The organism is Enterobacter cloacae complex sp. IR5412 (assembly GCF_049237385.1).
Classification (GTDB): Bacteria; Pseudomonadota; Gammaproteobacteria; order Enterobacterales; family Enterobacteriaceae; genus Enterobacter; species Enterobacter intestinihominis.
Genome location: NZ_JBMKHQ010000002.1, coordinates 521,240 through 546,584, shown reverse-complemented (window position 1 = coordinate 546,584; position 25,345 = coordinate 521,240). Strand labels below are relative to the sequence as shown.

The window sequence follows — 25,345 nt, the reverse complement described above, 5'->3', positions numbered from 1 at the left end:
ACCAAGTGCGACGGCTGCCACAGCCGCGTGGCGGACGGCAAAAAGCCCATCTGCGTCGAGTCCTGCCCGCTGCGCGCGCTGGACTTTGGCCCGATTGAAGAGCTGCGTAAAAAACACGGTCAACTTGCTGCGGTCGCGCCGCTGCCGTCTGCGCACTTCACGAAGCCGAGTATTGTGATTAAACCTAACGCCAACAGCCGTCCGACGGGTGACACCACCGGCTACCTGGCAAACCCGAAGGAGGTGTGAGATGGGAAGTGGATGGCATGAATGGCCGCTTATGATCTTCACGGTCTTTGGGCAGTGTGTTGCAGGCGGGTTTATCGTCCTTGCGCTGGCGCTGTTAAAAGGGAACCTCAATGCTGAACAGCAGCAGCGTTTAGTGTTGAGCATGTTTGGCCTGTGGGTGTTGATGGGGATTGGGTTTATCGCCTCTACGCTGCACCTGGGCTCACCGATGCGCGCGTTTAACTCCCTGAACCGCGTAGGTGCCTCTTCGCTGAGTAACGAGATTGCCAGCGGCGCAATCTTCTTTGCAGTTGGCGGGCTGGGGTGGTTACTGGCAGCGCTGAAAAAGCTGCCGTCAGGGTTACGTGCGTTGTGGCTCATCGTCACCATGGTACTGGGCGTTGTCTTCGTCTGGATGATGGTCCGGGTGTACAACACCATCGATACCGTTCCGACCTGGTACAGCGTCTGGACGCCGATGAGCTTCTTCCTGACCATGTTTATTGGCGGGCCGCTGCTGGGTTATCTGCTTCTGCGTGTAGCTGGCATTAATGGTTGGGCGATGCGCCTGCTGCCCGCGGTCTCGCTGCTGGCACTGGTCATCAGTACCGTTGTAGCGCTTATGCAGGGAGCGGAGCTGGCGACGATTCACAGCTCTATCCAACAGGCTTCGGCGCTGGTACCGGATTACGGTTCTCTGATGGCCTGGCGTGTGGTGCTGCTGACGGCGGCGCTGGTGTGCTGGATTGCCCCTCAGCTTAAAGGTTACGCGCCTGCGCTACCGTTGCTGTCACTGGCCTTTGTGCTGGTGCTGGCAGGGGAGTTAATTGGTCGCGGCGTATTTTACGGTCTGCATATGACGGTCGGTATGGCTGTCGCCAGCTAATTTTAGATTTTGTTATAAAAAGCCGGGACATAGTGCCCGGCTTTTCTTTTTTCATTCATGAAATTTTTCGACTGATGTTTCGTTGTAAAAATTCCCGGAAATAAATAAAAACAAATAGATAATTAATATTGGTAGCAGGCTTTGCATTAGCAGGATGAGTTTTTTAAATCGACAAGGCGCATATCGTGCGTGACGCCTGAATCGGTGGATTGACTTTGTTTTTGCCAGTGGCATGATGCGCACGAAATCTGAACTTCCTCACGGTTTTTAATCCATGACCACCTATACCCGCCCGGTGCTTTTGTTGCTCTGTGGCCTGCTTTTGCTGACCCTGGCGATCGCGGTGTTGAACACACTCGTCCCGCTATGGCTCGCCCATGAAAACTTACCAACCTGGCAGGTGGGTATGGTTAGCTCGTCCTTTTTTACGGGCAATCTGCTGGGTACCTTATTAACGGGCAGCCTTATTAAGCGCTTTGGTTTTAACCGCAGTTATTATCTGGCGTCACTGATCTTTGCCGTCGGATGCGCCGGTTTAGGACTGATGGTCGGCTTCTGGAGCTGGATGGTCTGGCGCTTTATTGCGGGCGTTGGCTGCGCCATGATCTGGGTGGTGGTTGAAAGTGCGCTGATGTGCAGCGGCACGTCCCGTAATCGCGGGCGTCTGCTGGCGGCTTATATGATGGTTTACTACGTCGGTACCGTTCTGGGACAACTGATGGTCAGCAAATTCCCAACCGACCTGATGAGCGTTCTGCCATGGGTAACAGGGATGGTGCTGGCCGCAATTCTGCCGCTGCTCTTTACCCGTATCGTGAACCAGAGCAGTGAGCATCAGGAGGCCACGCACGTTTGGCCGATGCTGAGACTGCGTCAGGCGCGCCTGGGGATTAACGGCTGTATTATTTCCGGGATTGTGCTGGGGTCGCTCTATGGCCTGATGCCGCTCTATCTCAACCATCAGGGCGTCAGCGATTCCGGGATCGGTTTCTGGATGGCGGTGATGGTCAGCGCGGGGATTGTCGGCCAGTGGCCGATTGGCCGCCTGGCGGACCGCTTTGGTCGTCTGCTGGTGCTGCGCGTCCAGGTTTTCGTGGTCATCATGGGCTGTCTCGCCATGCTCAGCAACGCCGCGATGGCGCCTGCGCTGTTCATTCTGGGGGCTGCGGGTTTTACGCTCTATCCGGTCGCTATGGCCTGGGCCTGTGAGAAAGTTGAGCATCACCAGCTGGTGGCGATGAACCAGGCATTGTTGCTGAGTTACACCATCGGCAGTTTACTGGGGCCGACTTTTACCGCTATGCTCATGCAAAATTACTCTGATAATCTGCTGTTTATCATGATCGCCAGCGTATCGTTTATTTATCTGTTAATGCTGCTGCGCAAAGCGGGCGAGCACCCAACGCCAGTGGCACATGCCTGATTAAATAAAAGCCTGTCGATGACAGGCTTTTTTGTCCCTGTCACATATAAGACTTTTACTTATTGTGAGTTTTTACTGCCTGGCGATAATTCAAATGAGTTCTACCACTAAAAGGCAGCAATCATGTCTACTCGTCGTTTTTCCACTACCGCACTTGCCGTAGTGTTGGCTTTAACGTTTGCAACGGCTCCGGCCATGGCTAATCCTGGAAACGGGAATGGCGGTGGTCACGGAAACGGTGGCGGACAAGGTAATAGCGGCAATCATGGTAACGGGAACGCTGGTAACCATGGTAATAAGCACAATAACGGCCAGGATAATCCAGGAAAATCGGATAAGAGCTTTAAAAACAGCAACGATGTGGGTCATGATGTTGACGTCCGCGTGAGCTTCGATCATGCCCGCCATCTGGCACTGAATTACGGCTTAACGGGCTACGACTCTCTGCCTCCGGGTATTGCGAAAAACCTGGCGCGCGGTAAGCCACTGCCTCCGGGCATTGCGAAGAAAACCGTGCCAGCCGATATGCTGGGTCAGCTTCCTTCTTATCCGGGCTATGAATGGCGCGTGGTGGGTGACGACCTGGTCTTAATTGTGCTGAGTACCGCGATTGTGACTTCCGTGATTAACGGCGTCTTTAAATAGAATATAAAAAGGCCCGGTTTTCACCGGGCCTTTTCGTTAATACATGACCTTGTGGCCATACTGCTCAAGAATACCTTTGACGCGCTCCATCGTCTCTTTTTTCGGCGGCTTCACGCCATCGAGCTTGTACTCTTCACCCATTGCCACCCATTTGTGTTTGCCCAGCTCGTGATAGGGCAGGAGTTCAATTTTCTCCACGTTACCCATATCCCGGGTAAATTCGCCCAGACGATGTGCAGAATCATCATCATCTGACCAGCCCGGCACCACCACGTAGCGGATCCAGGTCTTGACGCCTTTGTTGGCAATGTATTTGGCAAATTCCAGCGTACGGTGGTTTGAGACGCCAACCAGATTCTGGTGGATCTCATCGTTCATCTGCTTGAGATCGAGCATCACCAGATCGGTCACTTCTAGCAGTTCATCAATAACCGGATCGTAACGGCGCACAAAGCCGTTGGTGTCGAGGCAGGTATGAATACCTTCTTTATGGCAGGCGCGGAACCAGTCGCGCACAAATTCAGCCTGAAGAATGGCTTCACCGCCGGATGCCGTCACGCCACCACCGGACGCGTTCATGAAGTGGCGATAGGTCACCACCTCTTTCATCAGATCCTCAACGGTGACTTCTTTACCGCCATGGGTGTCCCAGGTGTCACGGTTATGGCAGTACAGGCAGCGCATCAGGCAGCCCTGGAAGAAAGTGATAAAGCGGATCCCCGGGCCATCGACGGTGCCACAGGATTCAAAGGAGTGAATGCGACCAATAATTGACATTGCGGTGATATCTCCGAATTTGGCCCATCCGGGGGCCTATGTAGATGCACAGCTCAAAGGCTATGTCGAGTCTGTTTTGGCTGTTATCCATTAAGTATAGATAGCGGACAAAAGAGACTGATGAAGCGAGGGTGTTAAAAAGGCCCCACTTGCGTGGAGCCTTTATTGTACGCTTTTTAACGCGTGATTTCAGTCAATTCCACTTACATGGACTGAGTGAAAGTACGGGTGATAACGTCCTGCTGCTGTTCTTTCGTCAGGGAGTTAAAACGTACTGCGTAGCCAGATACGCGGATGGTCAGCTGAGGATATTTCTCAGGATGTTCCATCGCGTCGAGCAGCATTTCACGGTTCATCACGTTCACGTTCAGGTGCTGACCACCTTCAATGGACGCTTCGTGGTGGAAGTAACCATCCATCAGACCCGCGAGGTTAGTTTTACGTACTTCGTCGTCTTTACCCAGCGCGTTTGGCACGATAGAGAAGGTGTAAGAGATACCATCTTTCGCGTATGCAAACGGCAGTTTAGCAACGGAGGTCAGAGAGGCAACCGCACCTTTCTGGTCACGACCGTGCATTGGGTTAGCACCTGGGCCGAATGGCGCGCCAGCACGACGACCGTCTGGGGTGTTACCGGTTTTCTTACCATACACAACGTTAGAGGTGATGGTCAGAACAGACTGAGTCGGGATAGCGTTACGATAGGTAGTGAGTTTCTGAATTTTCTTCATGAAACGTTCTACCAGGTCAACCGCCATGTCATCAACGCGAGCGTCGTTGTTACCAAACTGCGGATATTCGCCTTCGATTTCGAAGTCGATAGCCAGACCATCTTCGTCACGAATTGGTTTAACTTTCGCATATTTGATTGCAGACAGGGAGTCAGCCGCAACGGACAGACCTGCGATACCACACGCCATGGTGCGAACGACGTCACGGTCGTGCAGCGCCATCAGAGAGGCTTCGTAGCTGTACTTGTCGTGCATGTAGTGGATGACGTTCAGCGCAGTGACATACTGCTTAGCCAGCCAGTCCATGAAGTGATCCATGCGCTCCATCACTTCGTCGAAGTTCAGAAGGTCGCCTTTGATCGGTTCAGACTTAGGACCAACCTGCATTTTCAGTTTTTCGTCAACGCCGCCGTTGATTGCGTACAGCATGGTTTTCGCCAGGTTTGCACGCGCACCGAAGAACTGCATTTGCTTACCAACAACCATTGGGCTTACGCAGCACGCGATAGCGTAGTCGTCGTTGTTGAAGTCCGGACGCATCAGGTCATCGTTCTCGTATTGCAGAGAAGAGGTGTCGATGGACACTTTAGCGGCGAATTTCTTGAAGTTCAGTGGCAGTTTTTCAGACCACAGAACGGTGATGTTCGGCTCCGGAGAAGGACCCATGGTGTACAGGGTGTTCAGGAAGCGGAAGCTGTTTTTGGTTACCAGCGTACGGCCATCTACGCCCATACCGCCGATAGATTCGGTTGCCCAGATTGGGTCACCAGAGAACAGCTCATCATATTCTGGAGTACGCAGGAAGCGAACCATACGCAGTTTCATGACCAGGTGGTCAATCATTTCCTGAGCGTCTTGTTCGGTGATTTTGCCTGCTTTGATATCGCGTTCGATATACGCATCCAGGAAGGTGGATACGCGGCCGAAGGACATTGCTGCACCGTTCTGAGACTTAACCGCGGCCAGGTAGCCGAAGTAGGTCCACTGGATAGCTTCCTGAGCGTTGGTTGCAGGACCAGAGATATCACAGCCGTATTTAGCCGCCATCTCTTTGATCTGACCCAGCGCACGGTGCTGTTCAGCAATCTCTTCACGCAGACGGATAGTCGCTTCCAGGTTTACGCCGTTTTCCAGGTCAGACTGGAGAGAGACGAACTGCGCGTATTTGTCTTTCATCAGGAAGTCGATACCGTACAGCGCAACGCGACGGTAGTCACCGATGATACGGCCACGGCCATAGGCATCTGGCAGACCGGTCAGAACGCCAGATTTACGGCAGTTCAGAATGTCTTTGGTGTAAACATCGAATACACCCTGGTTATGGGTTTTACGGTATTCGGTGAAGATTTTTTTCAGCATTGGGTCCAGCTCGCGGTTATACGCTTTGCAGGAACCTTCAACCATTTTAATGCCACCGAACGGGATGATTGCGCGTTTCAGTGGTGCTTCAGTCTGGAGACCAACGATTTTCTCAAGGGCTTTGTTGATGTAGCCAGCATCGTGAGAAGTGATGGTAGAAGCAACGGAGGTGTCAAAATCAACTGGCGCGTGAGTGCGGTTTTCCAGTTTAACGCCTTCCATTACGCTGTCCCACAGCTTGGTGGTTGCATCAGTCGCACCAGCCAGGAAGGATTCGTCACCTTCATACGGGGTATAGTTTTTCTGAATGAAGTCACGGACGTTGACTTCATTCTGCCAGTCACCTTTCGTAAAACCTTCCCAGGCTGTGGCTAACTTTTCATTAAGCTCGGACATGTAACACCTACCTTCTTAAGTGGATTTTTTATTTACTGCCTGAGACAACCATTAATGATGATCGCCGCCACGCAGGTAAATGACCCAGTATGTCAACCCAACTAACAGACCCCCACCGATAATGTTCCCGATAGTGACGGGGATCAGGTTATCAGTAATGAAATTCATAATAGTCAGGTGTGAAAAACTTTCCGGGGTTGAACCAACAGCAGTCCAGAACTCCGGGCTTGCAAAGTTGCGGATAACAATCCCCATCGGGATCATGAACATATTCGCAATACTGTGCTCAAAGCCGCTGGCAACAAACATCGCAACCGGCAGAACCATAATCATGGCTTTATCCATCAGGCTACGACCAGAGTAGCTCATCCAGACCGCCAGGCAGACCATCAGGTTTGCAAGGATGCCGAGAGCAACGGCTTCGATAAATGTATGGTGCATTTTGTGGTCGGCGGTTTGCAGGACGTTAAGCCCCCAGCCGCCGTTGGCGGTCATGTACTCGCCAGAAAGCCACATCAACAGAACAAAGAGCAGACAGCCAATCAGGTTGCCAACGTAGACGTTGAGCCAGTTGCGCCCCAGTTGACCCCAGGTAATTCTTCCGCTGGCTTTTGCCACAACAATCAGCACCGTTGAGGTGAAGAGGTCGGCGCCGCAGATGACGCAGAGGATCAGGCCCAGTGAGAAGCAAATACCACCAATCAGTTTCGCTATGCCGAAAGGCATCCCGGCAGTGCCGGTGGTGGCTGTGATATAGAAGACGAAAGCGATGGAGATGAACACCCCAGCCGTAATGGCCAGAAAGAACGTCGTCATCGGATGTTTCGTTGCTTTGTAGACACCCGCTTCTTCGGCAACTTTCGCCATCGCAGCGGGGAGTAATAGATCAAAAGGGTTGTCAGCTTTCACACTAACTCTCTCTTTATTAAGTCGGCGACGAGATACTAACAAAGCATTATAGAAGAGAAATTGATATAGATCATATCTCGCCTGGCTTATAGGCCCGCAGTGTGTATGGTTTTACAGCAAAAGCGGAGTAAGTATTTGATTATCCGTATAAAAATAAATTTTAAAAGTTATGAAAAGAGTTGAATTTTTTCCTTCAGCCTCCCGTGGAACAGTTAATTAAAATGGAGTATTTATTAGAATTAGTAACAGTAAAGCCCAGGTAAGCGTTTTTATATTTACCCGTGGTTAACTTAATTATTACAATTAAACGTCATTGCGGAAAAATAAAAAAAAGGGGCAATGAAATTGCCCCGTAATATAGCTCAGGCGATTGAATACGCCTACAGCCATTAATGTTATATGCGCTTATTTTGACCAGTAAGCGGCTTTAGCCTTCTGCAATTTTTCATACGCATTCAGCAGTGACTGATGCGCCGGGAAGGCTTTCAGATCGCTGTCAACCGCTTGCAGGCCATAGAACGGTTCTTCACCGCTCAGCGCAGCGCTGGCAGCTTCAACGGCATCTGCACCGTACATGCGGACGAAGGCGTTCAGATACTGCAATGGCTCGCGGTCGTCTTCCTGAGAAAGCAGGAGCAGCGTTTGCAGGCAACGGTAATAGTTAGTGCGCTCGGCGGAGAAGACGGACTGGTTAAACTCCATCGTCCACTCGGTCCAGGCCAAAGCCTGATCCAGATCGCCGCCCGCCAGCGCCAGCATCGCTTTTAGCTCGCCGATGCGCAGCGTGTACCAGCCGTTATCTTTTCCGGTTGCCAGACCCAGCAGTTCGCGTACGCGGGTGAAATCATCGTGTCCTTCTTCGTCCAGTTGGGCGATCAGGTTCAGATAATCTTCTTTATCCCACTCGCTGCCCGGCAGGGCCAGCAGGGTTTCACGCAGATGCGCGCCCATGCTGTTGTTCGCCAGCCACAGATCTTCTGCCGGATAGATGTCCGACATACCCGGCACAATAATACGGCACGCATAAACGCCGAGGTGTTCATAGTCGGCAATATAGACTTCCTGATCTTCCGCGTTGAAGATCGCCATCAGGGTGGCGAACTCTTCTTCCGTCGTACCGGCAAAGCTCCAGTCCACGAACGGATAGTCTGCGTCCTGTTTGAACATATCCCAGGAGATCAAACCGCTGGAGTCGATGAAGTGCGTTTCGAGGTTGGTGTGCTCGGCGACTTCTTCATCATCAAAGGTTGGCGGGGTGAATACGTCGAGATCTTTCAGGCTACGACCTTGCAGCAGTTCGGTCACGGTACGCTCCAGCGCCACGCCGAAGTCCGGGTGCGCGCCGAAAGAGGCGAAGCAGGTGCCATTTGCCGGGTTAAACAGTACCACGCAGATAACCGGATATTTGCCGCCCAGAGAGCCGTCATAAGCAAAGATTGGGAAACCTTCCGCTTCCAGTTTGGCGATGGATTCCACCACGCCCGGGTAGCGCGCCAGCACGTCAGCCGGGATCTCCGGCAGGCTGATGGATTCAGCAATAATACGGTTTTTGATGTGACGCTCGAAAACTTCAGACAACCCCTGTACACGCGCTTCGTTACGGGTGTTACCGGCAGACATACCGTTAGACACATACAGATTGCCAACGATGTTCATTGGAATGTAAACGGTCTGCTCGTCAGACTGACGGGTGAACGGCAGGGCGCAGATACCACGATCCTCATTGCCGGATTGCAGGTCGATCAGCATGCTGGCGGTCAGTTCGTTTTCCGGATCGTAGAACGCGCGCAGGCGGGCATCAAGAATGCCTTCCGGCAGTTCGTCGTCTTCGGGTAGCGGGAACCATTTTTCGTTCGGGTAGTGAACGAACGGGCCGTTGGCAATCGTTTCACCCAGCCAGAAGTCGGCGAAGAAATAGTTGGTGGACAGACGCTCAAAATACTCACCCAGCGCAGAGGCCAGTGCCGCTTTTTTGGTCGCGCCTTTGCCGTTGGTGAAGCACAGCGCACAGTCTTTGTCGCGAATATGCACGGACCAGACGTGAGGCACCGGATTCAGCCAGGAGGCTTCTTCGATATTAAAGCCCAGGTCGGTCAGTTTCTGCTGGAAGCGAGCGATGGAATCTTCCAGAGCGGCGTCTTTGCCGGGGATAAACGTTTGAGTCATGGCGTTCACTTTTATCGTACGTAAAGCGCGCAATGATACGGGTTTTGCGTGACGGGTGCTATCTCCGGCGAAAATAAATGGCTGGGCTATGCTTATAAGCAGTAACCTACTGTTAAGGCATAAAAAAATGAAAGCATTTGATCTCCAGCGGATGGCGTTTGATAAAGTCCCACCTGAGTTTTTAGGCGAAGTGGCGTTGCGTAGCCTGTACACCTTTGTACTCGTCTTCCTGTTTCTGAAAATCACCGGACGTCGCGGCGTGCGGCAGATGTCCCTGTTTGAAGTGCTGATTATCCTGACGCTGGGTTCGGCGGCAGGGGACGTTGCCTTTTATGACGATGTGCCGATGGTGCCGGTTTTTATCGTCTTCGTGACGCTTGCGCTGCTGTACCGGCTGGTCATGTGGCTGATGTCGAAAAGTGAAAAACTGGAAGATCTGTTCGAAGGAAAACCGGTGGTGATTGTCGAAGATGGTCAACTGGCTTGGGAGAATGTGCAAAGCGCCAATATGACGGAGTTTGAGTTCTTTATGGAGCTACGTATAAGCAGCGTTGAACAACTGGGGCAGGTGCGTCTGGCGATTATGGAAACGAACGGTCAAATCAGCGTTTATTACTATCCTGACGATGAGGTCAAGCCCGGCCTGTGCATACTGCCGGATATGCTTATCGAGCGATACAAAACCGTCCCTGATGCGGGCCAGTATGCCTGCATAAAATGCAGCCACGTGGTGGTCATGCAGGCGGGCGATCATCAATTATGCCCTCGCTGTACAAATCCAGAATGGACGAAGGTTAGCCGGGCTAAACGCATTACCTGACAGCGATTTTGTCGGTTTTGCGACAACGGTACGGCAGATTGTTTTGTTTGACGAGGGGCACATTTCTTCGGCCATAAGTTTTAGACATTGCGGCGCGTGTCACTGAATGATAAAACCGATATCCACAGTTATAACTTATGGCTTTTAGCGTGGTGAGGGGAAATGGCTCAAGTCTTTAATTTCAGTTCAGGTCCGGCAATGTTACCGGCAGACGTGCTCAAACAGGCTCAACAGGAGCTGTGTGACTGGAACGGTCTGGGTACGTCGGTGATGGAAGTCAGCCACCGGGGTAAAGCGTTTATTCAGGTGGCGGAAGAGGCAGAAAAGGATTTTCGCGATCTGCTGAACATTCCCTCGAACTACAAAGTATTGTTCTGTCACGGCGGTGGACGCGGTCAGTTTGCGGGTATTCCGCTCAATCTGCTGGGCGACAAATCCACCGCTGATTACGTTGATGCCGGCTACTGGGCGGCCAGTGCGGTAAAAGAAGCGCACAAATATTGCACGCCGAACGTTATCGATGCCAAAGTGACCGTTGACGGTATGCGCGCCGTGAAGCCGATGAGTGAGTGGCAGCTTTCTGACAACGCCGCGTATCTTCATTACTGCCCGAACGAAACCATCGACGGTATCGCTATTCACGAAGAGCCAGACTTTGGCGAAAATGTCATTGTGACGGCGGACTTCTCCTCCACCATTCTGTCCACGCCGCTGGACGTCAGCCGCTACGGCGTCATCTACGCGGGTGCCCAGAAAAACATCGGTCCTGCGGGTCTGACTATCGTTATCGTGCGTGAAGACCTGCTGGGGAAAGCCCATAAGTCTTGCCCGTCAATTCTGGATTACACCGTCCTGAACGACAACGATTCCATGTTCAACACTCCACCAACGTTCGCCTGGTATCTCTCCGGCCTGGTCTTCAAATGGCTGAAGCAAAAAGGCGGCGTGGCGCAGATGGACAAGATCAATCAGCAAAAAGCTGAACTGCTGTACGGCGTGATCGACAAGAGCGATTTCTACCGTAACGATGTCGCCAAAACTAACCGTTCGCGCATGAACGTGCCGTTCCAGCTGGCGGACAACAACCTGGATAACGTGTTCCTGGAAGAGTCCTTCGCGGCGGGTCTGCATGCGCTGAAAGGTCACCGTGTGGTAGGCGGTATGCGTGCCTCTATCTATAACGCGATGCCGCTGGAAGGCGTTAAAGCCCTGACTGATTTCATGATCGACTTCGAACGTCGTCACGGTTAATTGGCTGTTTTTCACCCCCGCAGCGTTCCTGCGGGGTTTTTATTATGTTGAGTTGAGAGTTAAGTTTCATGGAATCCCTGACGTTACAACCTATCGCGCGGGTAGATGGCACCATTAATCTGCCTGGTTCAAAAAGTGTCTCGAACCGCGCTCTGCTGCTGGCAGCTCTGGCAAACGGCACCACCGTCCTTTCCAACCTGCTGGACAGCGATGACGTGCGCCATATGCTCAATGCACTGAAAGCGTTGGGCGTTCAGTACGCGCTGTCAGACGATCGTACCCGTTGTGAAGTCACCGGTAACGGCGGCGCATTACATTCCGCTGAAGCGCTGGAGCTTTTCCTGGGTAACGCCGGTACGGCGATGCGTCCTCTGGCCGCTGCGCTGTGTCTTGGGAGCAACGATATTGTGCTGACCGGCGAGCCGCGCATGAAAGAGCGTCCGATCGGCCACCTGGTCGATGCTCTGCGTCAGGGCGGCGCGCAGATTGATTATCTTGAGCAAGAAAATTACCCGCCACTGCGTCTGCGCGGTGGTTTCACTGGCGGTAACGTTGAGGTTGATGGTAGCGTCTCCAGCCAGTTCCTGACGGCACTGCTGATGACCGCACCGCTGGCTCCAAATGATACCGTGATTAGCATTAAAGGCGATCTGGTCTCTAAGCCGTACATTGATATCACGCTGCACCTGATGAAAACCTTTGGTGTTGAGGTGGAAAACCAGTCATACCAACGCTTCGTGGTTCGCGGAGGCCAACAGTATCAGTCTCCGGGCAACTACCTGGTTGAAGGGGATGCGTCATCCGCGTCCTACTTCCTGGCCGCGGGTGCGATTAAAGGCGGTACGGTAAAAGTGACGGGTATTGGTCGCAACAGCGTGCAGGGCGACATTCGTTTTGCCGACGTGCTGGAAAAAATGGGCGCGGTTGTGACCTGGGGCGATGACTTCATCTCCTGTACGCACGGTGAGCTGAACGCCATCGACATGGACATGAACCATATTCCTGACGCGGCAATGACCATCGCCACCGCTGCGCTGTTTGCGAAAGGCACCACCACGCTGCGTAACATCTATAACTGGCGCGTAAAAGAGACTGACCGCCTGTTCGCAATGGCAACCGAGCTGCGTAAAGTGGGGGCGGTGGTAGAAGAGGGCGAAGACTACATTCGCGTCACGCCGCCGGCAAAACTGCAATTTGCAGAAATTGGCACCTACAACGATCACCGCATGGCGATGTGTTTCTCGCTGGTGGCGCTGTCAGATACGCCAGTCACCATCCTTGACCCGAAGTGCACGGCGAAAACCTTCCCGGACTACTTCGAACAGCTGGCGCGCATTAGCACCCTGGCCTGACGATCGTATGCCGCATCTCCTGATGCGGCATTTCCTTACGCTTTCTGACAGTCATCCTCTTTCATTTCTTCTACACTCTGCTTCAATCATTCCGTAATTTGCACGCAAAGGTAACAGTTGCGCACGTTGGCGCGTATAATGCGCGGCGTTCATGTAAACGGTATGCCTTAATTAAGGAGAAAAAGATGACGGCAATTGCCCCGGTAATCACCATTGATGGGCCAAGTGGCGCAGGGAAAGGTACTCTGTGCAAAGCGATGGCGGAAGCATTGCAATGGCATCTTTTAGATTCGGGAGCAATCTATCGCGTGCTGGCGCTGGCTGCGCTGCATCATCATGTAGATGTTGCGTCTGAAGAAGCGCTGGTACCGCTGGCTGCACATCTGGATGTGCGCTTTGTCTCTACTGATGGCAACCTTGAAGTGATCCTGGAAGGGGAAGATGTCAGCGGTGAAATCCGTACGCAGGAAGTGGCCAATGCGGCCTCTCAGGTGGCGGCTTTCCCACGCGTTCGTGAAGCGCTGTTACGTCGCCAGCGCGGTTTCCGCGAAGCGCCGGGGCTGATCGCCGACGGCCGCGACATGGGAACCGTGGTATTCCCTGATGCGCCAGTGAAAATTTTCCTTGACGCCTCTTCGGAAGAACGTGCTCAACGCCGCATGCTTCAGTTGCAGGAAAAGGGGTTTAGTGTTAACTTTGATCGCCTTTTATCCGAGATAAAAGAGCGCGATGACCGCGATCGTAACCGCGCCGTCGCACCACTTGTTCCCGCGCAAGACGCATTAGTGCTGGATTCAACCAGTTTAACTATTGAGCAAGTGATTGAAAAAGCGCTACAATATGCGCGCCAAAAACTGGCACTCGCGTAATCGCGACCGATTTAGCAGTACCCCCGCTGCAATGGATTGACGGCGGGTATGTGAAACAACCCCATCCGGCACGGAGCCAGGTGGACGTTAATATTAACCTGAAGATTAAACATGACTGAATCTTTTGCTCAACTGTTTGAAGAATCCTTAAAAGAAATCGAAACCCGTCCGGGTTCCATCGTTCGCGGTGTTGTTGTTGCTATCGACAAAGACGTAGTACTGGTTGACGCCGGTCTGAAATCTGAGTCCGCCATCCCGGCTGAGCAGTTCAAAAACGCCCAGGGCGAGCTGGAAATCCAGGTAGGTGACGAAGTTGACGTTGCTCTGGACGCAGTAGAAGACGGCTTCGGCGAAACCCTGCTGTCTCGTGAGAAAGCTAAACGTCACGAAGCATGGATCACGCTGGAAAAAGCTTACGAAGAAGCTGAAACTGTGGTCGGTGTTATCAACGGCAAAGTTAAAGGTGGCTTCACTGTTGAGCTGAATGGTATTCGTGCGTTCCTGCCAGGTTCTCTGGTAGACGTTCGTCCAGTCCGTGACACCCTGCACCTCGAAGGCAAAGAGCTTGAGTTCAAAGTAATCAAGCTGGACCAGAAGCGTAACAACGTTGTTGTTTCCCGTCGTGCCGTTATCGAATCCGAAAACAGCGCAGAACGCGATCAGCTGCTGGAAAACCTGCAGGAAGGCATGGAAGTCAAAGGTATCGTTAAGAACCTCACTGACTACGGCGCATTCGTTGACCTGGGCGGCGTTGATGGCCTGCTGCACATCACCGACATGGCGTGGAAACGCGTTAAGCACCCAAGCGAAATCGTGAACGTGGGCGACGAAATCACTGTTAAAGTGCTGAAGTTCGACCGCGAGCGTACTCGTGTATCCCTCGGCCTGAAACAGCTGGGCGAAGATCCATGGGTAGCTATCGCTAAGCGTTACCCAGAAGGTACTAAACTGACTGGTCGCGTTACCAACCTGACCGACTACGGCTGCTTCGTTGAAATCGAAGAAGGCGTTGAAGGCCTGGTGCACGTTTCCGAAATGGACTGGACCAACAAAAACATCCACCCATCCAAAGTTGTTAACGTTGGTGATGTAGTGGAAGTGATGGTTCTGGATATCGACGAAGAACGTCGTCGTATCTCCCTGGGCCTGAAGCAGTGCAAAAACAACCCATGGCAGCAGTTCGCGGAAACCCACAACAAGGGCGACCGTGTTGAAGGTAAAATCAAGTCTATCACTGACTTCGGTATCTTCATCGGCCTGGACGGCGGCATCGATGGCCTGGTTCACCTGTCTGACATCTCCTGGAACGTTGCAGGCGAAGAAGCAGTTCGTGAATACAAAAAAGGCGACGAAATCGCAGCAGTTGTTCTGCAGGTTGACGCAGAGCGTGAACGTATCTCCCTGGGCGTTAAACAGCTCGCAGAAGATCCGTTCAACAACTGGGTTGCACTGAACAAGAAAGGCGCAATCGTAAACGGTAAAGTGACTGCTGTTGACGCTAAAGGCGCAACCGTAGAACTGGCTGACGGCGTTGAAGGTTACCTGCGCGCTTCCGAAGCTTCACGTGACCGCGTTGAAGATGCAACTCTGGTTCTGAGCGTTGGTGACGACGTTGAAGCTAAGTTCACCGGTGTTGACCGTAAGAACCGTGCAATCAGCCTGTCTGTTCGTGCTAAAGACGAAGCTGATGAGAAAGATGCAATCGCAACTGTGAACAAACAGGAAGATGCAAACTTCTCTAACAACGCAATGGCTGAAGCTTTCAAAGCAGCTAAAGGCGAGTAAGTTCAGGTTCGCACCATCATTTGAGCTGTAACGCATTTACAGCGCGAAGGATGGAGAGCAGACTTGACAGATTGCAGGATTCGTCCTGTAATCAATAACAAAGGGCGGCTACGGCCGCCCTTGTTTAATAAGCTGTTCAGCTAATGGGTTTGAAAGGAACCGGAGGAATCATGACCAAGTCAGAATTGATTGAAAGACTTGCCAGTCAGCAACCGCATATCCCTGCCAAGGCTGTGGAAGATGCCGTTAAAGAGATGCTGGAGCATATGGCTACCACTCTTGCCCAGGGCGAGCGCATTGAAATCCGCGGTTTCGGTAGTTTTTCCCTGCACTATCGTGCACCACGTACCGGGCGTAACCCGAAGACTGGCGATAAAGTGGAGCTGGAAGGAAAGTATGTTCCGCACTTTAAGCCGGGTAAAGAACTGCGCGATCGCGCCAATATTTACGGTAACTGAGTTTAATCATCAGGGTTAAACTGAGTTTAAAGAAAGCACCTTAGGGTGCTTTTTTTGTATCCCGCCCCTGCATTTCTGAATACGCGCCGCATTCTCATTTTCTCCTTGCTGTAAACGCTTAAAAACGTTGCAGCGCCCGCTGTAAATCACGCCTTTTCTGTCTGACGACGCATCACTCCCGCCGCATAATCGCCTGAAACATGGAGGTGAAGATGGGGATCCACGTTATCAGTATGTGCGCCATTCTGGCCATAATCCCGCTCTATTGGTTACCCGTTTTGCCAGATTTGCATATTGTCTGGTTGCTGATTGCCGCAGGAATTGCGTTATCCGTACAGCAGAGAAAATGGCTCAGGTTTTCAGGCCTCGCATTGCTTTTTATGTGCTGGGGGATCCTGGCCGCTCAGGAAAGCGTGTGGCCGATGAACCATTTAACGAAAGCACCGCAGCAGGCCGAGGTGGTCATTACCGCAACGGACGGCGCAACGATGCATCAGGGAAGGATTATCAGCCTCAATGGAGAACGCGTGTGGGCTGCCATGGGCGTGTCACTCTACGGCAACTACCTGCCTCAAAATGTCTGCGTGGGTCAACGCTGGGCGATGACCCTGCGGCTCAGGGCGGTACACGGAGAACTCAACGATGGCGGCTATGATTCGCAGAAAAACGCCTTTGCCCGACACCAGACGCTGAGCGGACGGTTTACCCATGCGGAGATTATCGACGCACGCTGTAGCCTGCGTTCGCAATACCTGACATCACTACAGAATACGCTTTCAGCATATCAGTGGGGGCCCGTGATCCTGGGGCTGGGAATGGGGGAGCGGCTATCGGTCTCGCGGGAGATAAAAAACCTGATGCGTGAGACCGGAACGATGCATCTGATGGCAATCTCGGGATTGCATATTGCGCTGGCCGCTTCTGCTGTCTGGCTACTGGCTCGGGGCATCCAGTTTTTCCTGCCGGGCCGCTGGATTATCTGGCAAGTGCCCTTACTGGCAGGTCTGCTTTTTGCCGCGTTTTACGCATGGCTAACGGGATTGCAGCCGCCCGCGCTGCGTACGGTTATGGCGCTTGTGGTACTGGCTGCATTAAAAATGAGTGGTCGCCAGTGGTCGCCCTGGCAGGTATGGCTTACCTGCGTGGCGGCGATCCTGTTTTTCGATCCGCTGGCGGTACTGTCACAAAGCCTGGCGTTATCCGCGTTTGCGGTCGCCGCGCTTATTTTTTGGTATCAGTGGTTGCCTCTCCCGCACTGGCAACGTGGCCGGTGCCTGCGGCCGCTGGTTACGCTGTTGTATTTGCAGGTTGGAATGCTGCTGCTTCTGTTGCCGCTTCAGGTACTGATTTTCCATGGTTTCAGTCTCTCCTCGCTGGTGGCGAATCTGTTTGCTGTTCCTCTGGTAACGTTTATCTCAGTTCCACTGATCCTGCTCGGCATGTTTCTGCATCTGTTTCCGGTGGCGACGCTGGAAAGTATCGTCTGGCTGGCTGCCGATAAGTCTCTGGCAGGACTTTTCTGGCTATTGATGCGTTTACCGAATGGCTGGCAGGACGTGGATGAACGCTGGCAATACCTGACGTTACTGCCGTGGCTGCTGATCATTGGCTGGCGATTCAGGGCCTTCAGCGCAGTACCCGCAGTCTGTCTGGCAGGCAGCGTGGTGATGGCATTTCCCCTCTGGCACAGGATTAAAACTGACAGCTGGTCCCTGCATATGCTGGATGTAGGGCAAGGGCTGGCGATGGTCATTGAGCGTCACGGGAAGGCCATTCTGTATGACACCGGGCTGGCATGGCCCGGTGGGGACAGCGCGCAGCAGCTGATTATCCCCTGGCTACGCTGGCATCATCTGAGGCCGGAAGGGGTGATCCTGAGCCATGAACATCTCGACCACGCGGGGGGACTGGCATCGCTAAAAGCTGCCTGGCCTGCAATGTGGATCAGAAGCCCCTTAGCCTGGGCCGGACATCTTCCATGCTTTCGTGGACAGCGATGGCAGTGGCATGGGTTAACGTTCTCCGTGCATTGGCCACCCGAAAACACCCCGGCGAAAGGTAACAACCGCTCCTGCGTGGTAAAAATCGATGACGGCGAACAGAGCGTTTTACTGACCGGAGATATTGAAGCGCAGGCAGAACTGGCAATGTTGAGCCACCGCTGGCGTCAACTTGCGGCTACACTGATTCAGGTGCCGCATCATGGGAGTAACACGTCATCTTCAACACCGCTGCTACAGCGCGTGGAGGGGCAGGTTTCGCTGGCCTCGATGGCCCGCTATAACGCGTGGCGTTTCCCTTCCATCAAAGTAGTCAGGCGCTATCGAACTGAGGGATATCTCTGGCTTGATACCCCGCAGTCCGGACAGATAACTGTGACGTTTTCGCACCAAAGTCGGCAAATTCGCCGCTTACGTGAACACTATTTACCGCGTTGGTATCATCAGTGGTTTGGCGCGCCCGTAGATAACGGGTAGAATATGCGGCTATTTCAACAAATGCTGGTTTTTTGAATGCATAACGACAAAGATCTCTCCACGTGGCAAACGTTCCGCCGGCTCTGGCCGATGATTGCACCTTTCAAAGCAGGCTTGATCGTGGCGGGCGTAGCGTTAATCCTCAACGCAGCCAGCGATACGTTTATGTTATCGCTTCTCAAACCGTTACTGGATGACGGTTTTGGTAAAACGGATCGTTCAGTGCTGCTATGGATGCCGCTGGTGGTTATTGGGCTGATGATCTTACGCGGAATCTCCAGCTATGTATCCAGCTACTGCATCTCCTGGGTATCCGGTAAAGTGGTGATGACCATGCGCCGTCGGTTATTCAGCCATATGATGGGGATGCCAGTCTCATTCTTTGACAAACAGTCAACCGGTACCCTGCTGTCGCGTATTACCTACGATTCAGAGCAGGTGGCGTCGTCCTCTTCCAGCGCACTGATTACCGTTGTGCGTGAAGGCGCATCCATCATCGGTCTTTTTGCGATGATGTTCTATTACAGCTGGCAACTGTCGCTGATCCTTATTGTGCTGGCGCCGATTGTCTCCATCGCGATCCGCGTGGTATCAAAGCGTTTTCGCAACATCAGTAAAAATATGCAGAATACGATGGGGCAGGTGACTACCAGCGCCGAGCAGATGCTGAAAGGCCATAAGGAAGTGTTGATCTTCGGCGGTCAGGAAGTCGAAACCAAACGCTTTGACAAGGTCAGCAACAAAATGCGCCTGCAAGGGATGAAAATGGTATCGGCCTCGTCGATTTCCGATCCGATCATTCAGCTGATTGCCTCTTTGGCCCTGGCCTTCGTCCTGTATGCAGCAAGCTTCCCGAGCGTCATGGAAACCCTGACTGCGGGTACCATTACCGTGGTGTTCTCATCCATGATTGCGCTGATGCGTCCGCTGAAATCGCTGACTAACGTCAACGCCCAGTTCCAGCGCGGGATGGCAGCCTGTCAGACGCTGTTCAGCATCCTCGATTCCGAACAGGAAAAAGATGAAGGTACACGCGTGATAGAGCGCGCTAAAGGTGACCTGGAATTCCGCAACGTGACCTTTACCTATCCAGGCCGTGAAGTGCCGGCGCTGCGTGATATCAGCCTGTCCATCCCGGCGGGTAAAACCGTTGCACTGGTCGGTCGTTCCGGTTCGGGCAAGTCGACTATTGCCAGCCTGATTACCCGTTTCTACGATATCGACCAGGGCGAAATCCTGCTTGATGGTCACGACCTGCGGGAATATACCCTACAGTCGTTGCGTAACCAGGTCGCGCTGGTTTCGCAGAACGTGCATCTGTTCAACGATACGGTGGCAAACAACATTGCGTATGCCCGTACCGAAGAGTACAGCCGTGAAGAGATCGAGAATGCGGCGCGTATGGCCTATGCGATGGACTTCATTAACAAAATGGATAACGGTCTGGATACGATCATTGGCGAAAACGGGGTGCTGCTCTCCGGTGGTCAGCGTCAACGTATCGCGATTGCCCGAGCGCTGCTGCGCAACAGCCCGATTCTGATCCTCGATGAAGCAACGTCCGCACTGGATACGGAATCTGAACGCGCTATCCAGTCGGCTCTGGATGAATTACAGAAAAACCGTACCTCGCTGGTTATCGCGCACCGTCTGTCGACCATCGAACAGGCTGACGAAATCGTGGTGGTGGAAGACGGCGTTATCGTTGAACGCGGCAGCCATGCGGACCTGCTGGAACAACGTGGTGTATACGCGCAGCTTCATAAAATGCAGTTCGGTCAATGATTGCACGCATCTGGTCGGGTGAATCCCCTCTGTGGGTGCTGCTTCTCCCGCTCTCCTGGCTGTATGGCCTGGTGAGCGGTGCTATTCGTCTGCTTTATCGCCTCGGGATCAAGCGCGCCTGGCGCGCACCGGTACCGGTCGTGGTGGTCGGCAACCTGACGGCGGGTGGAAACGGCAAAACGCCGGTGGTGATCTGGCTGGTAGAACAGCTTCAGAAGCGCGGTATCCGCCCGGGAGTTGTCTCACGCGGTTACGGTGGTAAAGCGGCGCAGTATCCACTGGTGCTGAGCCCAGCTACGACAACCGCTGAAGCCGGTGATGAGCCGGTATTGATTTACCAACGTACTGGCGCGCCGGTTGCGGTATCGCCGGTGCGCAGTGATGCCGTAAAGGCACTGCTTGCAGAGCATGACGTACAAATCATAATTACCGATGATGGTTTGCAGCATTACGCGCTGGCGCGTGACAAAGAGATCGTGGTTATTGACGGCGTGCGGCGTTTTGGCAACGGCTGGTGGCTGCCAGCCGGTCCAATGCGTGAGCGTGCGTCGCGCCTGAAGAGCGTCGATGCCGTGATTGTAAACGGTGGTGAAGCCAGAGCGGGTGAGATCCCGATGCATCTTCGTCCCGGAAAGGCAGTGAATATGCTGACCGGCGAGCGTAAAGACGTCGCGTTACTGGATCATCTGATTGCGATGGCCGGGATTGGTCATCCGCCGCGTTTCTTCGCGACGCTGGAGCAGTGCGGCGCGCGGCTGGAGAAACGGGTACCGCTGGCCGATCACCAGGCGCTGGTTGCCGAAGAGATTGAGAGGCTGGCCGCACCGGGCCAGACGCTGATCATGACGGAAAAAGACGCGGTAAAATGCCGGGCCTTTGCGAAAGAAAACTGGTGGTATCTGCCGGTTGATGCTGAACTCAGCGGCGAACAGCCGGAACATTTGCTCAAGGAACTGCTCGCGTTAGTGCAGTAACTTCTACGCGGTTCCGGTGGCGCTTTGACTGACAGGAAAACGCATGTCTCTACCGCAACTCTCACTTGCAGCCGCACGAAACCTGCATCTTGCCGCCCAGGGGCTTCTGAAAAAGCCCCGCCGCCGCGCACAGCCAGCGGATATCCTCTCTACCGTGCAACGCATGTCGTTGCTGCAAATCGACACCATTAACATCGTGGCGCGTAGCCCGTATCTGGTCCTGTTTAGCCGCCTGGGAAACTATCCTCCGCAGTGGCTGGATAATGCGCTAAGTCAGGGCCAACTGATGGAATACTGGGCGCATGAAGCCTGTTTTCTCCCGCGCAGCGATTTTGCACTGGTGCGTCACCGAATGCTCGCCCCGGACAAAATGGGCTGGAAATACCGCCAGGAATGGATGGCGGAACACGCGGATGAAATAGAACAACTGATTGCCCATATTCAGGAAAACGGTCCGGTACGCTCCGCGGATTTTGAACACCCGCGAAAAGGCGCAAGCGGATGGTGGGAGTGGAAACCGCACAAACGCCATCTTGAAGGGCTGTTTACGTCGGGCAAAGTGATGGTGGTCGAGCGCCGCAACTTTCAGCGCGTTTATGACCTCACGCACCGCGTTATGCCTCACTGGGACGATACGCGTGACCTGCTGTCTCAGGACGCAGCCGAAGCCATCATGCTCGGGAACAGCGCCCGCAGCCTGGGCATATTCCGCCCACAGTGGCTGGCGGATTATTATCGCCTGCGTCAGCCGCAGCTAAAACCGCTGCTGGAAACGTGGCAGCGTGAACAGCGCGTGATGCCGGTCTCGGTTGAGTCGTTAGGTGAAATGTGGCTGCATGCGGATTTGTTCCCTCTGCTGGCGCAGGCGCAAGAGGGCAAACTCCAGGCGACCCACAGTGCCGTGCTCTCGCCATTCGACCCCGTAGTCTGGGACAGAAAGCGGGCCGAACAGCTGTTTGATTTCAGCTACCGTCTGGAATGCTACACCCCGGCGCAAAAGCGTCAGTACGGTTATTTTGTTTTGCCGTTGCTTCATAAAGGGCAGCTTGTCGGGCGCATGGACGCTAAAATGCACCGTAAAACCGGCACGCTTGAAATTATCGCGCTCTGGCTGGAAGAGGGCATAAAAGTCACGGCTGGCCTGGAAAAAGGGCTAACATCTGCGCTCAGTGAATTTGCGCGCTGGCAGGGGGCGTATGAAATTGTACTCGGTCGCGTGCCTGCGGGGCTGTTTACGACCTGTCGAGGTGGCTGGGAAACAGGCACTCCCTGAAAAAAGAATGTGGTAAGCTTTAGCAATTACCCATACGGAGGAACTATGGATCACCGTTTACTTGAAATTATTGCCTGCCCGGTGTGCAATGGCAAACTGTATTACAGCCAGGATAAACAAGAGCTGATTTGCAAACTGGACAGCCTGGCGTTCCCGCTGCGTGACGGTATTCCGGTCCTGCTGGAAAATGAAGCCCGTTCTCTGGTGGCAGAAGAGATCAAACCATGAGTTTTGTTGTCATTATCCCTGCGCGTTATGCTTCAACGCGCCTGCCAGGTAAACCGCTGGTAGATATCAACGGTAAACCGATGATTGTGCATGTCCTTGAACGGGCACGCGAATCGGGCGCCGGACGCGTCATCGTCGCCACCGATCACCCGGATGTCGCGCGAGCGGTTGAGGCCGCGGGTGGGGAAGTGTGCATGACCCGTGCCGACCACCAGTCAGGCACCGAGCGCCTGGCGGAAGTCGTCGAAAAATGCGGTTTCAGTGACGAGACGGTGATTGTGAACGTGCAGGGCGATGAGCCGATGATCCCGGCGGCTATTATCCGTCAGGTGGCCGACAACCTGGCCCAGCGTAAGGTTGGCATGGCGACCCTCGCGGTGCCGATTCACCACGCTGAAGAGGCGTTCAATCCGAATGCGGTGAAAGTGGTCATGGACGCAGAGGGCTACGCGCTCTATTTCTCCCGCGCCACCATTCCGTGGGATCGCGATCGTTTCGCGCAATCGAAAGAGACGATCGGCGAAACCTTCCTGCGCCACATCGGTATTTACGGCTACCGCGCCGGCTTTATTCGTCGCTATGTCGCCTGGGCACCAAGCCCGCTTGAGCATATCGAAATGCTCGAACAGCTTCGCATACTGTGGTACGGCGAGAAAATTCACGTTGCGGTTGCCCAGGAAGTCCCTGGCACCGGCGTGGATACGCCTGAAGATCTCGAGCGCGTACGCGTCGAATTGCGTTAATTCGCTGCCATCCCCTCGTTCTGGGGGGATGTTCTCTTCCTTTTCTTTTTCATTATTGATCTCGACCGGGTGACATCCGGGGTTCGCGCGCTCATTATAAAAGCAGTAGTCTTAATGGGGGTAATCTCATATGGAACAGCTGCGTGCTGAACTCAGCCATCTCCTTGGCGAACAGCTAAGCCGGGTGGAATGCGTGAATGAAAAGGCCGATACCGCACTCTGGTCGTTGTACGACAGTCAGGGAAACCCCATGCCGCTGATGGCCAGAAGTTTTACCTCGCCGGGCGTCGCCAGACAACTGGCCTGGAAAATGTCGATGCTGGCGCGGGAAGGGACTGTCCGTATGCCGACGGTCTACGGCGTGATGACCCATGAGGAGCATCCCGGCCCGGATGTTCTGCTTATTGAACGTTTACGCGGGGTTTCTGTTGAAGCCCCGACGCGTACACCGGAGCGCTGGGAACAGCTGAAAGATCAGATTGTCGAGGCCCTGCTAGCCTGGCATCGGCAGGACAGCCGGGGTCTTGTTGGCGCGGTAGACAGCACCCAGGAAAACCTGTGGCCGCTATGGTATCGCCAGCGTGTCGAAGTGCTCTGGGGCACGCTGAACCAGTTCAACAACACCGGTTTAACGATGCAGGACAAACGTATTCTGTTCCGCACCCGGGAATGTCTTCCGACGCTGTTTGAGGGTTTTAACGACAACTGCGTGCTGGTTCACGGCAACTTCACGCTGCGCAGTATGCTTAAAGACTCGCGCAGCGATCAGCTTCTGGCAATGGTCGGGCCGGGGATCATGCTCTGGGCGCCGCGCGAGTACGAACTGTTCAGGCTGAGCGAGGGCGGGGCGGCGGAAGATTTGCTCTGGCACTATCTTCAGCGCGCCCCCGTTGCGGAGGCCTTTCTCTGGCGACGCTGGCTCTATCTTCTCTGGGATGAGGTGGCGCAACTGGTCAACACCGGGCGCTTTAATCGCGCCAGTTTCGATCTGGCCGCAAAATCACTCCTGCCCTGGCTTGCCTGACGAACCCTTAAGCCACTGCCACAGGCGGCCAAGCGTCTCGTAACCGACGCGGTCGCTGTGCATCAGCCATACCGGGGACGGGATTATCCGTTCCCACGGGTTGAGCGGGGCGTCAATGGCCAGCTGGTTTGCCGGAGCAGGAAGCGGATGCAGGCCCTGATTCTCAAAGAAAATCATTGCGCGCGGCAGGTGTGAAGCAGAGGTCACCAGCAGGAACGGCACATCACCGATGGCTTGTTTCACCGCAGCAGCTTCTTCTTCGGTATCTTTTGGGCTATCCAGTGTGATGATGGCGGAACGTGGTACGCCAAGCGATTCAGCCACTCTTGCCCCTGCTTCAGCGGTACTTACCGGGTTGGTTTTTGCCGCAGCGCCCGTGAAGATCATCTTCGATCCTGGATTGGCCAGCCACAGGCGGATCCCCTCGTTCAGACGCGGCAGACTGTTGTTGATCAGGTTCGAGCTGGGCGCCCAGTTCGGATCCCAGGTATACCCGCCGCCCAGCACCACGATGTAGTCCACCTTCTGGTTTCCCTGCCACGTCGGGTAGGTGTTTTCAATCGGGCGTAACAAACCGTCAGCGACCGGTTGCAGGCTGAGTAACAGCAGCGCCAGCCAGCCCACGGTGACGAGGGATTTACCGCTTTTCTGAAAGCGGCTAAACCATATCAATGCCAGCCCCAGCGCGATGAGAAGCAACAGCAGGGGAAGGGGAAGCATCATGCCTCCGATATATTTTTTTAGGGTAAAAAGCATCCTTTTTGGTTCCTTTTTTAACCATACAGC

The 25,345-nt window shown here is 53.8% G+C and carries 22 protein-coding genes; 17 read left to right on the top strand and 5 right to left on the bottom strand.

Going from position 1 to position 25,345, the window contains the following annotated elements:
* The 4 genes from ACOTX2_RS06295 to ACOTX2_RS06280 form a co-directional block, all read left to right on the top strand.
* Window positions 1-249, top strand: a 249-nt coding sequence (locus ACOTX2_RS06295; RefSeq protein WP_341536862.1) for a 4Fe-4S dicluster domain-containing protein, incomplete at its 5' end; no start/stop codon positions are given.
* 1 nt (window position 250) lies between these two features.
* The gene (locus ACOTX2_RS06290) at window positions 251-1,114 is read left to right on the top strand and encodes a dimethyl sulfoxide reductase anchor subunit family protein (protein ID WP_023299719.1); all 864 of its coding nucleotides are present in this window, start codon (window positions 251-253) and stop codon (window positions 1,112-1,114) included.
* A gap of 274 nt (window positions 1,115-1,388) precedes the next feature.
* Window positions 1,389-2,537 (top strand): MFS transporter, encoded by a 1,149-nt coding sequence (locus ACOTX2_RS06285; RefSeq protein WP_022647622.1) that lies wholly within the window; start codon window positions 1,389-1,391, stop codon window positions 2,535-2,537.
* A 123-nt stretch (window positions 2,538-2,660) separates the two neighbouring features.
* On the top strand, window positions 2,661-3,182 hold the full coding sequence (locus tag ACOTX2_RS06280; RefSeq protein WP_063147661.1) for an anti-virulence regulator CigR family protein: 522 nt from the start codon (window positions 2,661-2,663) through the stop codon (window positions 3,180-3,182).
* A gap of 36 nt (window positions 3,183-3,218) precedes the next feature.
* Here ACOTX2_RS06280 and pflA read toward each other — a convergent pair whose 3' ends face one another.
* From pflA to ycaO, 4 genes are all read right to left on the bottom strand, one after another.
* Window positions 3,219-3,959, bottom strand: a complete 741-nt coding sequence (gene pflA, locus ACOTX2_RS06275) for a pyruvate formate lyase 1-activating protein (RefSeq protein ID WP_003858250.1) — start codon at window positions 3,957-3,959, stop codon at window positions 3,219-3,221.
* 203 nt (window positions 3,960-4,162) lie between these two features.
* Window positions 4,163-6,445 carry a formate C-acetyltransferase gene (gene pflB / locus ACOTX2_RS06270; RefSeq protein ID WP_022647624.1) on the bottom strand — a complete coding sequence of 761 codons (2,283 nt, stop codon included), beginning with the start codon at window positions 6,443-6,445 and terminating at the stop codon, window positions 4,163-4,165.
* A 51-nt stretch (window positions 6,446-6,496) separates the two neighbouring features.
* The gene (gene focA, locus ACOTX2_RS06265) at window positions 6,497-7,354 is read right to left on the bottom strand and encodes a formate transporter FocA (protein WP_017384832.1); all 858 of its coding nucleotides are present in this window, start codon (window positions 7,352-7,354) and stop codon (window positions 6,497-6,499) included.
* A 405-nt stretch (window positions 7,355-7,759) separates the two neighbouring features.
* The gene (gene ycaO / locus ACOTX2_RS06260; protein WP_022647625.1) at window positions 7,760-9,520 is read right to left on the bottom strand and encodes a 30S ribosomal protein S12 methylthiotransferase accessory factor YcaO; all 1,761 of its coding nucleotides are present in this window, start codon (window positions 9,518-9,520) and stop codon (window positions 7,760-7,762) included.
* 127 nt (window positions 9,521-9,647) lie between these two features.
* Here ycaO and ACOTX2_RS06255 point away from each other — a divergent pair, with 127 nt between their 5' ends.
* The 13 genes from ACOTX2_RS06255 (at window position 9,648) to ACOTX2_RS06195 (ending at window position 24,559) form a co-directional block, all read left to right on the top strand.
* Window positions 9,648-10,340, top strand: coding sequence for a DUF421 domain-containing protein (locus ACOTX2_RS06255; RefSeq protein WP_023299721.1), 693 nt, complete (start codon window positions 9,648-9,650; stop codon window positions 10,338-10,340).
* 162 nt (window positions 10,341-10,502) lie between these two features.
* Window positions 10,503-11,591: a 3-phosphoserine/phosphohydroxythreonine transaminase gene (gene serC / locus ACOTX2_RS06250; protein WP_022647627.1), complete on the top strand. Its 1,089-nt coding sequence runs from the start codon at window positions 10,503-10,505 to the stop codon at window positions 11,589-11,591.
* 68 nt (window positions 11,592-11,659) lie between these two features.
* Window positions 11,660-12,943 carry a 3-phosphoshikimate 1-carboxyvinyltransferase gene (aroA, locus tag ACOTX2_RS06245; RefSeq protein WP_038415776.1) on the top strand — a complete coding sequence of 428 codons (1,284 nt, stop codon included), beginning with the start codon at window positions 11,660-11,662 and terminating at the stop codon, window positions 12,941-12,943.
* A 185-nt stretch (window positions 12,944-13,128) separates the two neighbouring features.
* Window positions 13,129-13,812 (top strand): (d)CMP kinase, encoded by a 684-nt coding sequence (gene cmk, locus ACOTX2_RS06240; protein ID WP_015570968.1) that lies wholly within the window; start codon window positions 13,129-13,131, stop codon window positions 13,810-13,812.
* A gap of 111 nt (window positions 13,813-13,923) precedes the next feature.
* On the top strand, window positions 13,924-15,597 hold the full coding sequence (rpsA, locus tag ACOTX2_RS06235; protein WP_003858235.1) for a 30S ribosomal protein S1: 1,674 nt from the start codon (window positions 13,924-13,926) through the stop codon (window positions 15,595-15,597).
* A gap of 170 nt (window positions 15,598-15,767) precedes the next feature.
* Complete coding sequence (ihfB, locus tag ACOTX2_RS06230; RefSeq protein ID WP_003858233.1) at window positions 15,768-16,055, top strand: integration host factor subunit beta; 288 nt, start codon at window positions 15,768-15,770, stop codon at window positions 16,053-16,055.
* 212 nt (window positions 16,056-16,267) lie between these two features.
* A complete protein-coding gene (locus ACOTX2_RS06225; RefSeq protein ID WP_063147660.1) occupies window positions 16,268-18,532 on the top strand; it encodes a ComEC family protein in 2,265 nt (754 codons plus the stop codon).
* Between the two features lie 36 nt (window positions 18,533-18,568).
* The gene (gene msbA / locus ACOTX2_RS06220; protein ID WP_023299725.1) at window positions 18,569-20,317 is read left to right on the top strand and encodes a lipid A ABC transporter ATP-binding protein/permease MsbA; all 1,749 of its coding nucleotides are present in this window, start codon (window positions 18,569-18,571) and stop codon (window positions 20,315-20,317) included.
* Window positions 20,314-21,291 (top strand): tetraacyldisaccharide 4'-kinase, encoded by a 978-nt coding sequence (gene lpxK / locus ACOTX2_RS06215; protein ID WP_063147659.1) that lies wholly within the window; start codon window positions 20,314-20,316, stop codon window positions 21,289-21,291. Before msbA ends, lpxK begins: the two co-directional genes overlap by 4 nt.
* Window positions 21,292-21,334: 43 nt before the next feature.
* Window positions 21,335-22,564, top strand: coding sequence for a winged helix-turn-helix domain-containing protein (locus ACOTX2_RS06210; RefSeq protein ID WP_063147658.1), 1,230 nt, complete (start codon window positions 21,335-21,337; stop codon window positions 22,562-22,564).
* A 45-nt stretch (window positions 22,565-22,609) separates the two neighbouring features.
* On the top strand, window positions 22,610-22,792 hold the full coding sequence (gene ycaR / locus ACOTX2_RS06205) for a protein YcaR (protein ID WP_003858220.1): 183 nt from the start codon (window positions 22,610-22,612) through the stop codon (window positions 22,790-22,792).
* Window positions 22,789-23,535, top strand: a complete 747-nt coding sequence (kdsB, locus tag ACOTX2_RS06200; RefSeq protein WP_045308855.1) for a 3-deoxy-manno-octulosonate cytidylyltransferase — start codon at window positions 22,789-22,791, stop codon at window positions 23,533-23,535. The genes ycaR and kdsB overlap by 4 nt, the downstream gene beginning before the upstream one ends.
* 130 nt (window positions 23,536-23,665) lie before the next feature.
* Window positions 23,666-24,559, top strand: coding sequence for a YcbJ family phosphotransferase (locus ACOTX2_RS06195; protein ID WP_023299729.1), 894 nt, complete (start codon window positions 23,666-23,668; stop codon window positions 24,557-24,559).
* On the opposite strand, the gene elyC is transcribed toward ACOTX2_RS06195, so the two are convergent.
* Window positions 24,536-25,315 (bottom strand): envelope biogenesis factor ElyC, encoded by a 780-nt coding sequence (gene elyC / locus ACOTX2_RS06190; RefSeq protein ID WP_063137586.1) that lies wholly within the window; start codon window positions 25,313-25,315, stop codon window positions 24,536-24,538. The genes ACOTX2_RS06195 and elyC overlap by 24 nt on opposite strands.
* Window positions 25,316-25,345 lie beyond the last annotated feature (30 nt).

Coding starts and splice junctions, on each gene's coding strand:
- ACOTX2_RS06290 (WP_023299719.1), top strand. CDS start 251: ATGGGAAGTGGATGGCATGAATGGCCGCTTATGATCTTCACGGTCTTT.
- ACOTX2_RS06285 (WP_022647622.1), top strand. CDS start 1,389: ATGACCACCTATACCCGCCCGGTGCTTTTGTTGCTCTGTGGCCTGCTT.
- ACOTX2_RS06280 (WP_063147661.1), top strand. CDS start 2,661: ATGTCTACTCGTCGTTTTTCCACTACCGCACTTGCCGTAGTGTTGGCT.
- pflA (WP_003858250.1), bottom strand. CDS start 3,959: ATGTCAATTATTGGTCGCATTCACTCCTTTGAATCCTGTGGCACCGTC.
- pflB (WP_022647624.1), bottom strand. CDS start 6,445: ATGTCCGAGCTTAATGAAAAGTTAGCCACAGCCTGGGAAGGTTTTACG.
- ycaO (WP_022647625.1), bottom strand. CDS start 9,520: ATGACTCAAACGTTTATCCCCGGCAAAGACGCCGCTCTGGAAGATTCC.
- ACOTX2_RS06255 (WP_023299721.1), top strand. CDS start 9,648: ATGAAAGCATTTGATCTCCAGCGGATGGCGTTTGATAAAGTCCCACCT.
- serC (WP_022647627.1), top strand. CDS start 10,503: ATGGCTCAAGTCTTTAATTTCAGTTCAGGTCCGGCAATGTTACCGGCA.
- aroA (WP_038415776.1), top strand. CDS start 11,660: ATGGAATCCCTGACGTTACAACCTATCGCGCGGGTAGATGGCACCATT.
- cmk (WP_015570968.1), top strand. CDS start 13,129: ATGACGGCAATTGCCCCGGTAATCACCATTGATGGGCCAAGTGGCGCA.
- rpsA (WP_003858235.1), top strand. CDS start 13,924: ATGACTGAATCTTTTGCTCAACTGTTTGAAGAATCCTTAAAAGAAATC.
- ihfB (WP_003858233.1), top strand. CDS start 15,768: ATGACCAAGTCAGAATTGATTGAAAGACTTGCCAGTCAGCAACCGCAT.
- ACOTX2_RS06225 (WP_063147660.1), top strand. CDS start 16,268: ATGGGGATCCACGTTATCAGTATGTGCGCCATTCTGGCCATAATCCCG.
- msbA (WP_023299725.1), top strand. CDS start 18,569: ATGCATAACGACAAAGATCTCTCCACGTGGCAAACGTTCCGCCGGCTC.
- lpxK (WP_063147659.1), top strand. CDS start 20,314: ATGATTGCACGCATCTGGTCGGGTGAATCCCCTCTGTGGGTGCTGCTT.
- ACOTX2_RS06210 (WP_063147658.1), top strand. CDS start 21,335: ATGTCTCTACCGCAACTCTCACTTGCAGCCGCACGAAACCTGCATCTT.
- ycaR (WP_003858220.1), top strand. CDS start 22,610: ATGGATCACCGTTTACTTGAAATTATTGCCTGCCCGGTGTGCAATGGC.
- kdsB (WP_045308855.1), top strand. CDS start 22,789: ATGAGTTTTGTTGTCATTATCCCTGCGCGTTATGCTTCAACGCGCCTG.
- ACOTX2_RS06195 (WP_023299729.1), top strand. CDS start 23,666: ATGGAACAGCTGCGTGCTGAACTCAGCCATCTCCTTGGCGAACAGCTA.
- elyC (WP_063137586.1), bottom strand. CDS start 25,315: ATGCTTTTTACCCTAAAAAAATATATCGGAGGCATGATGCTTCCCCTT.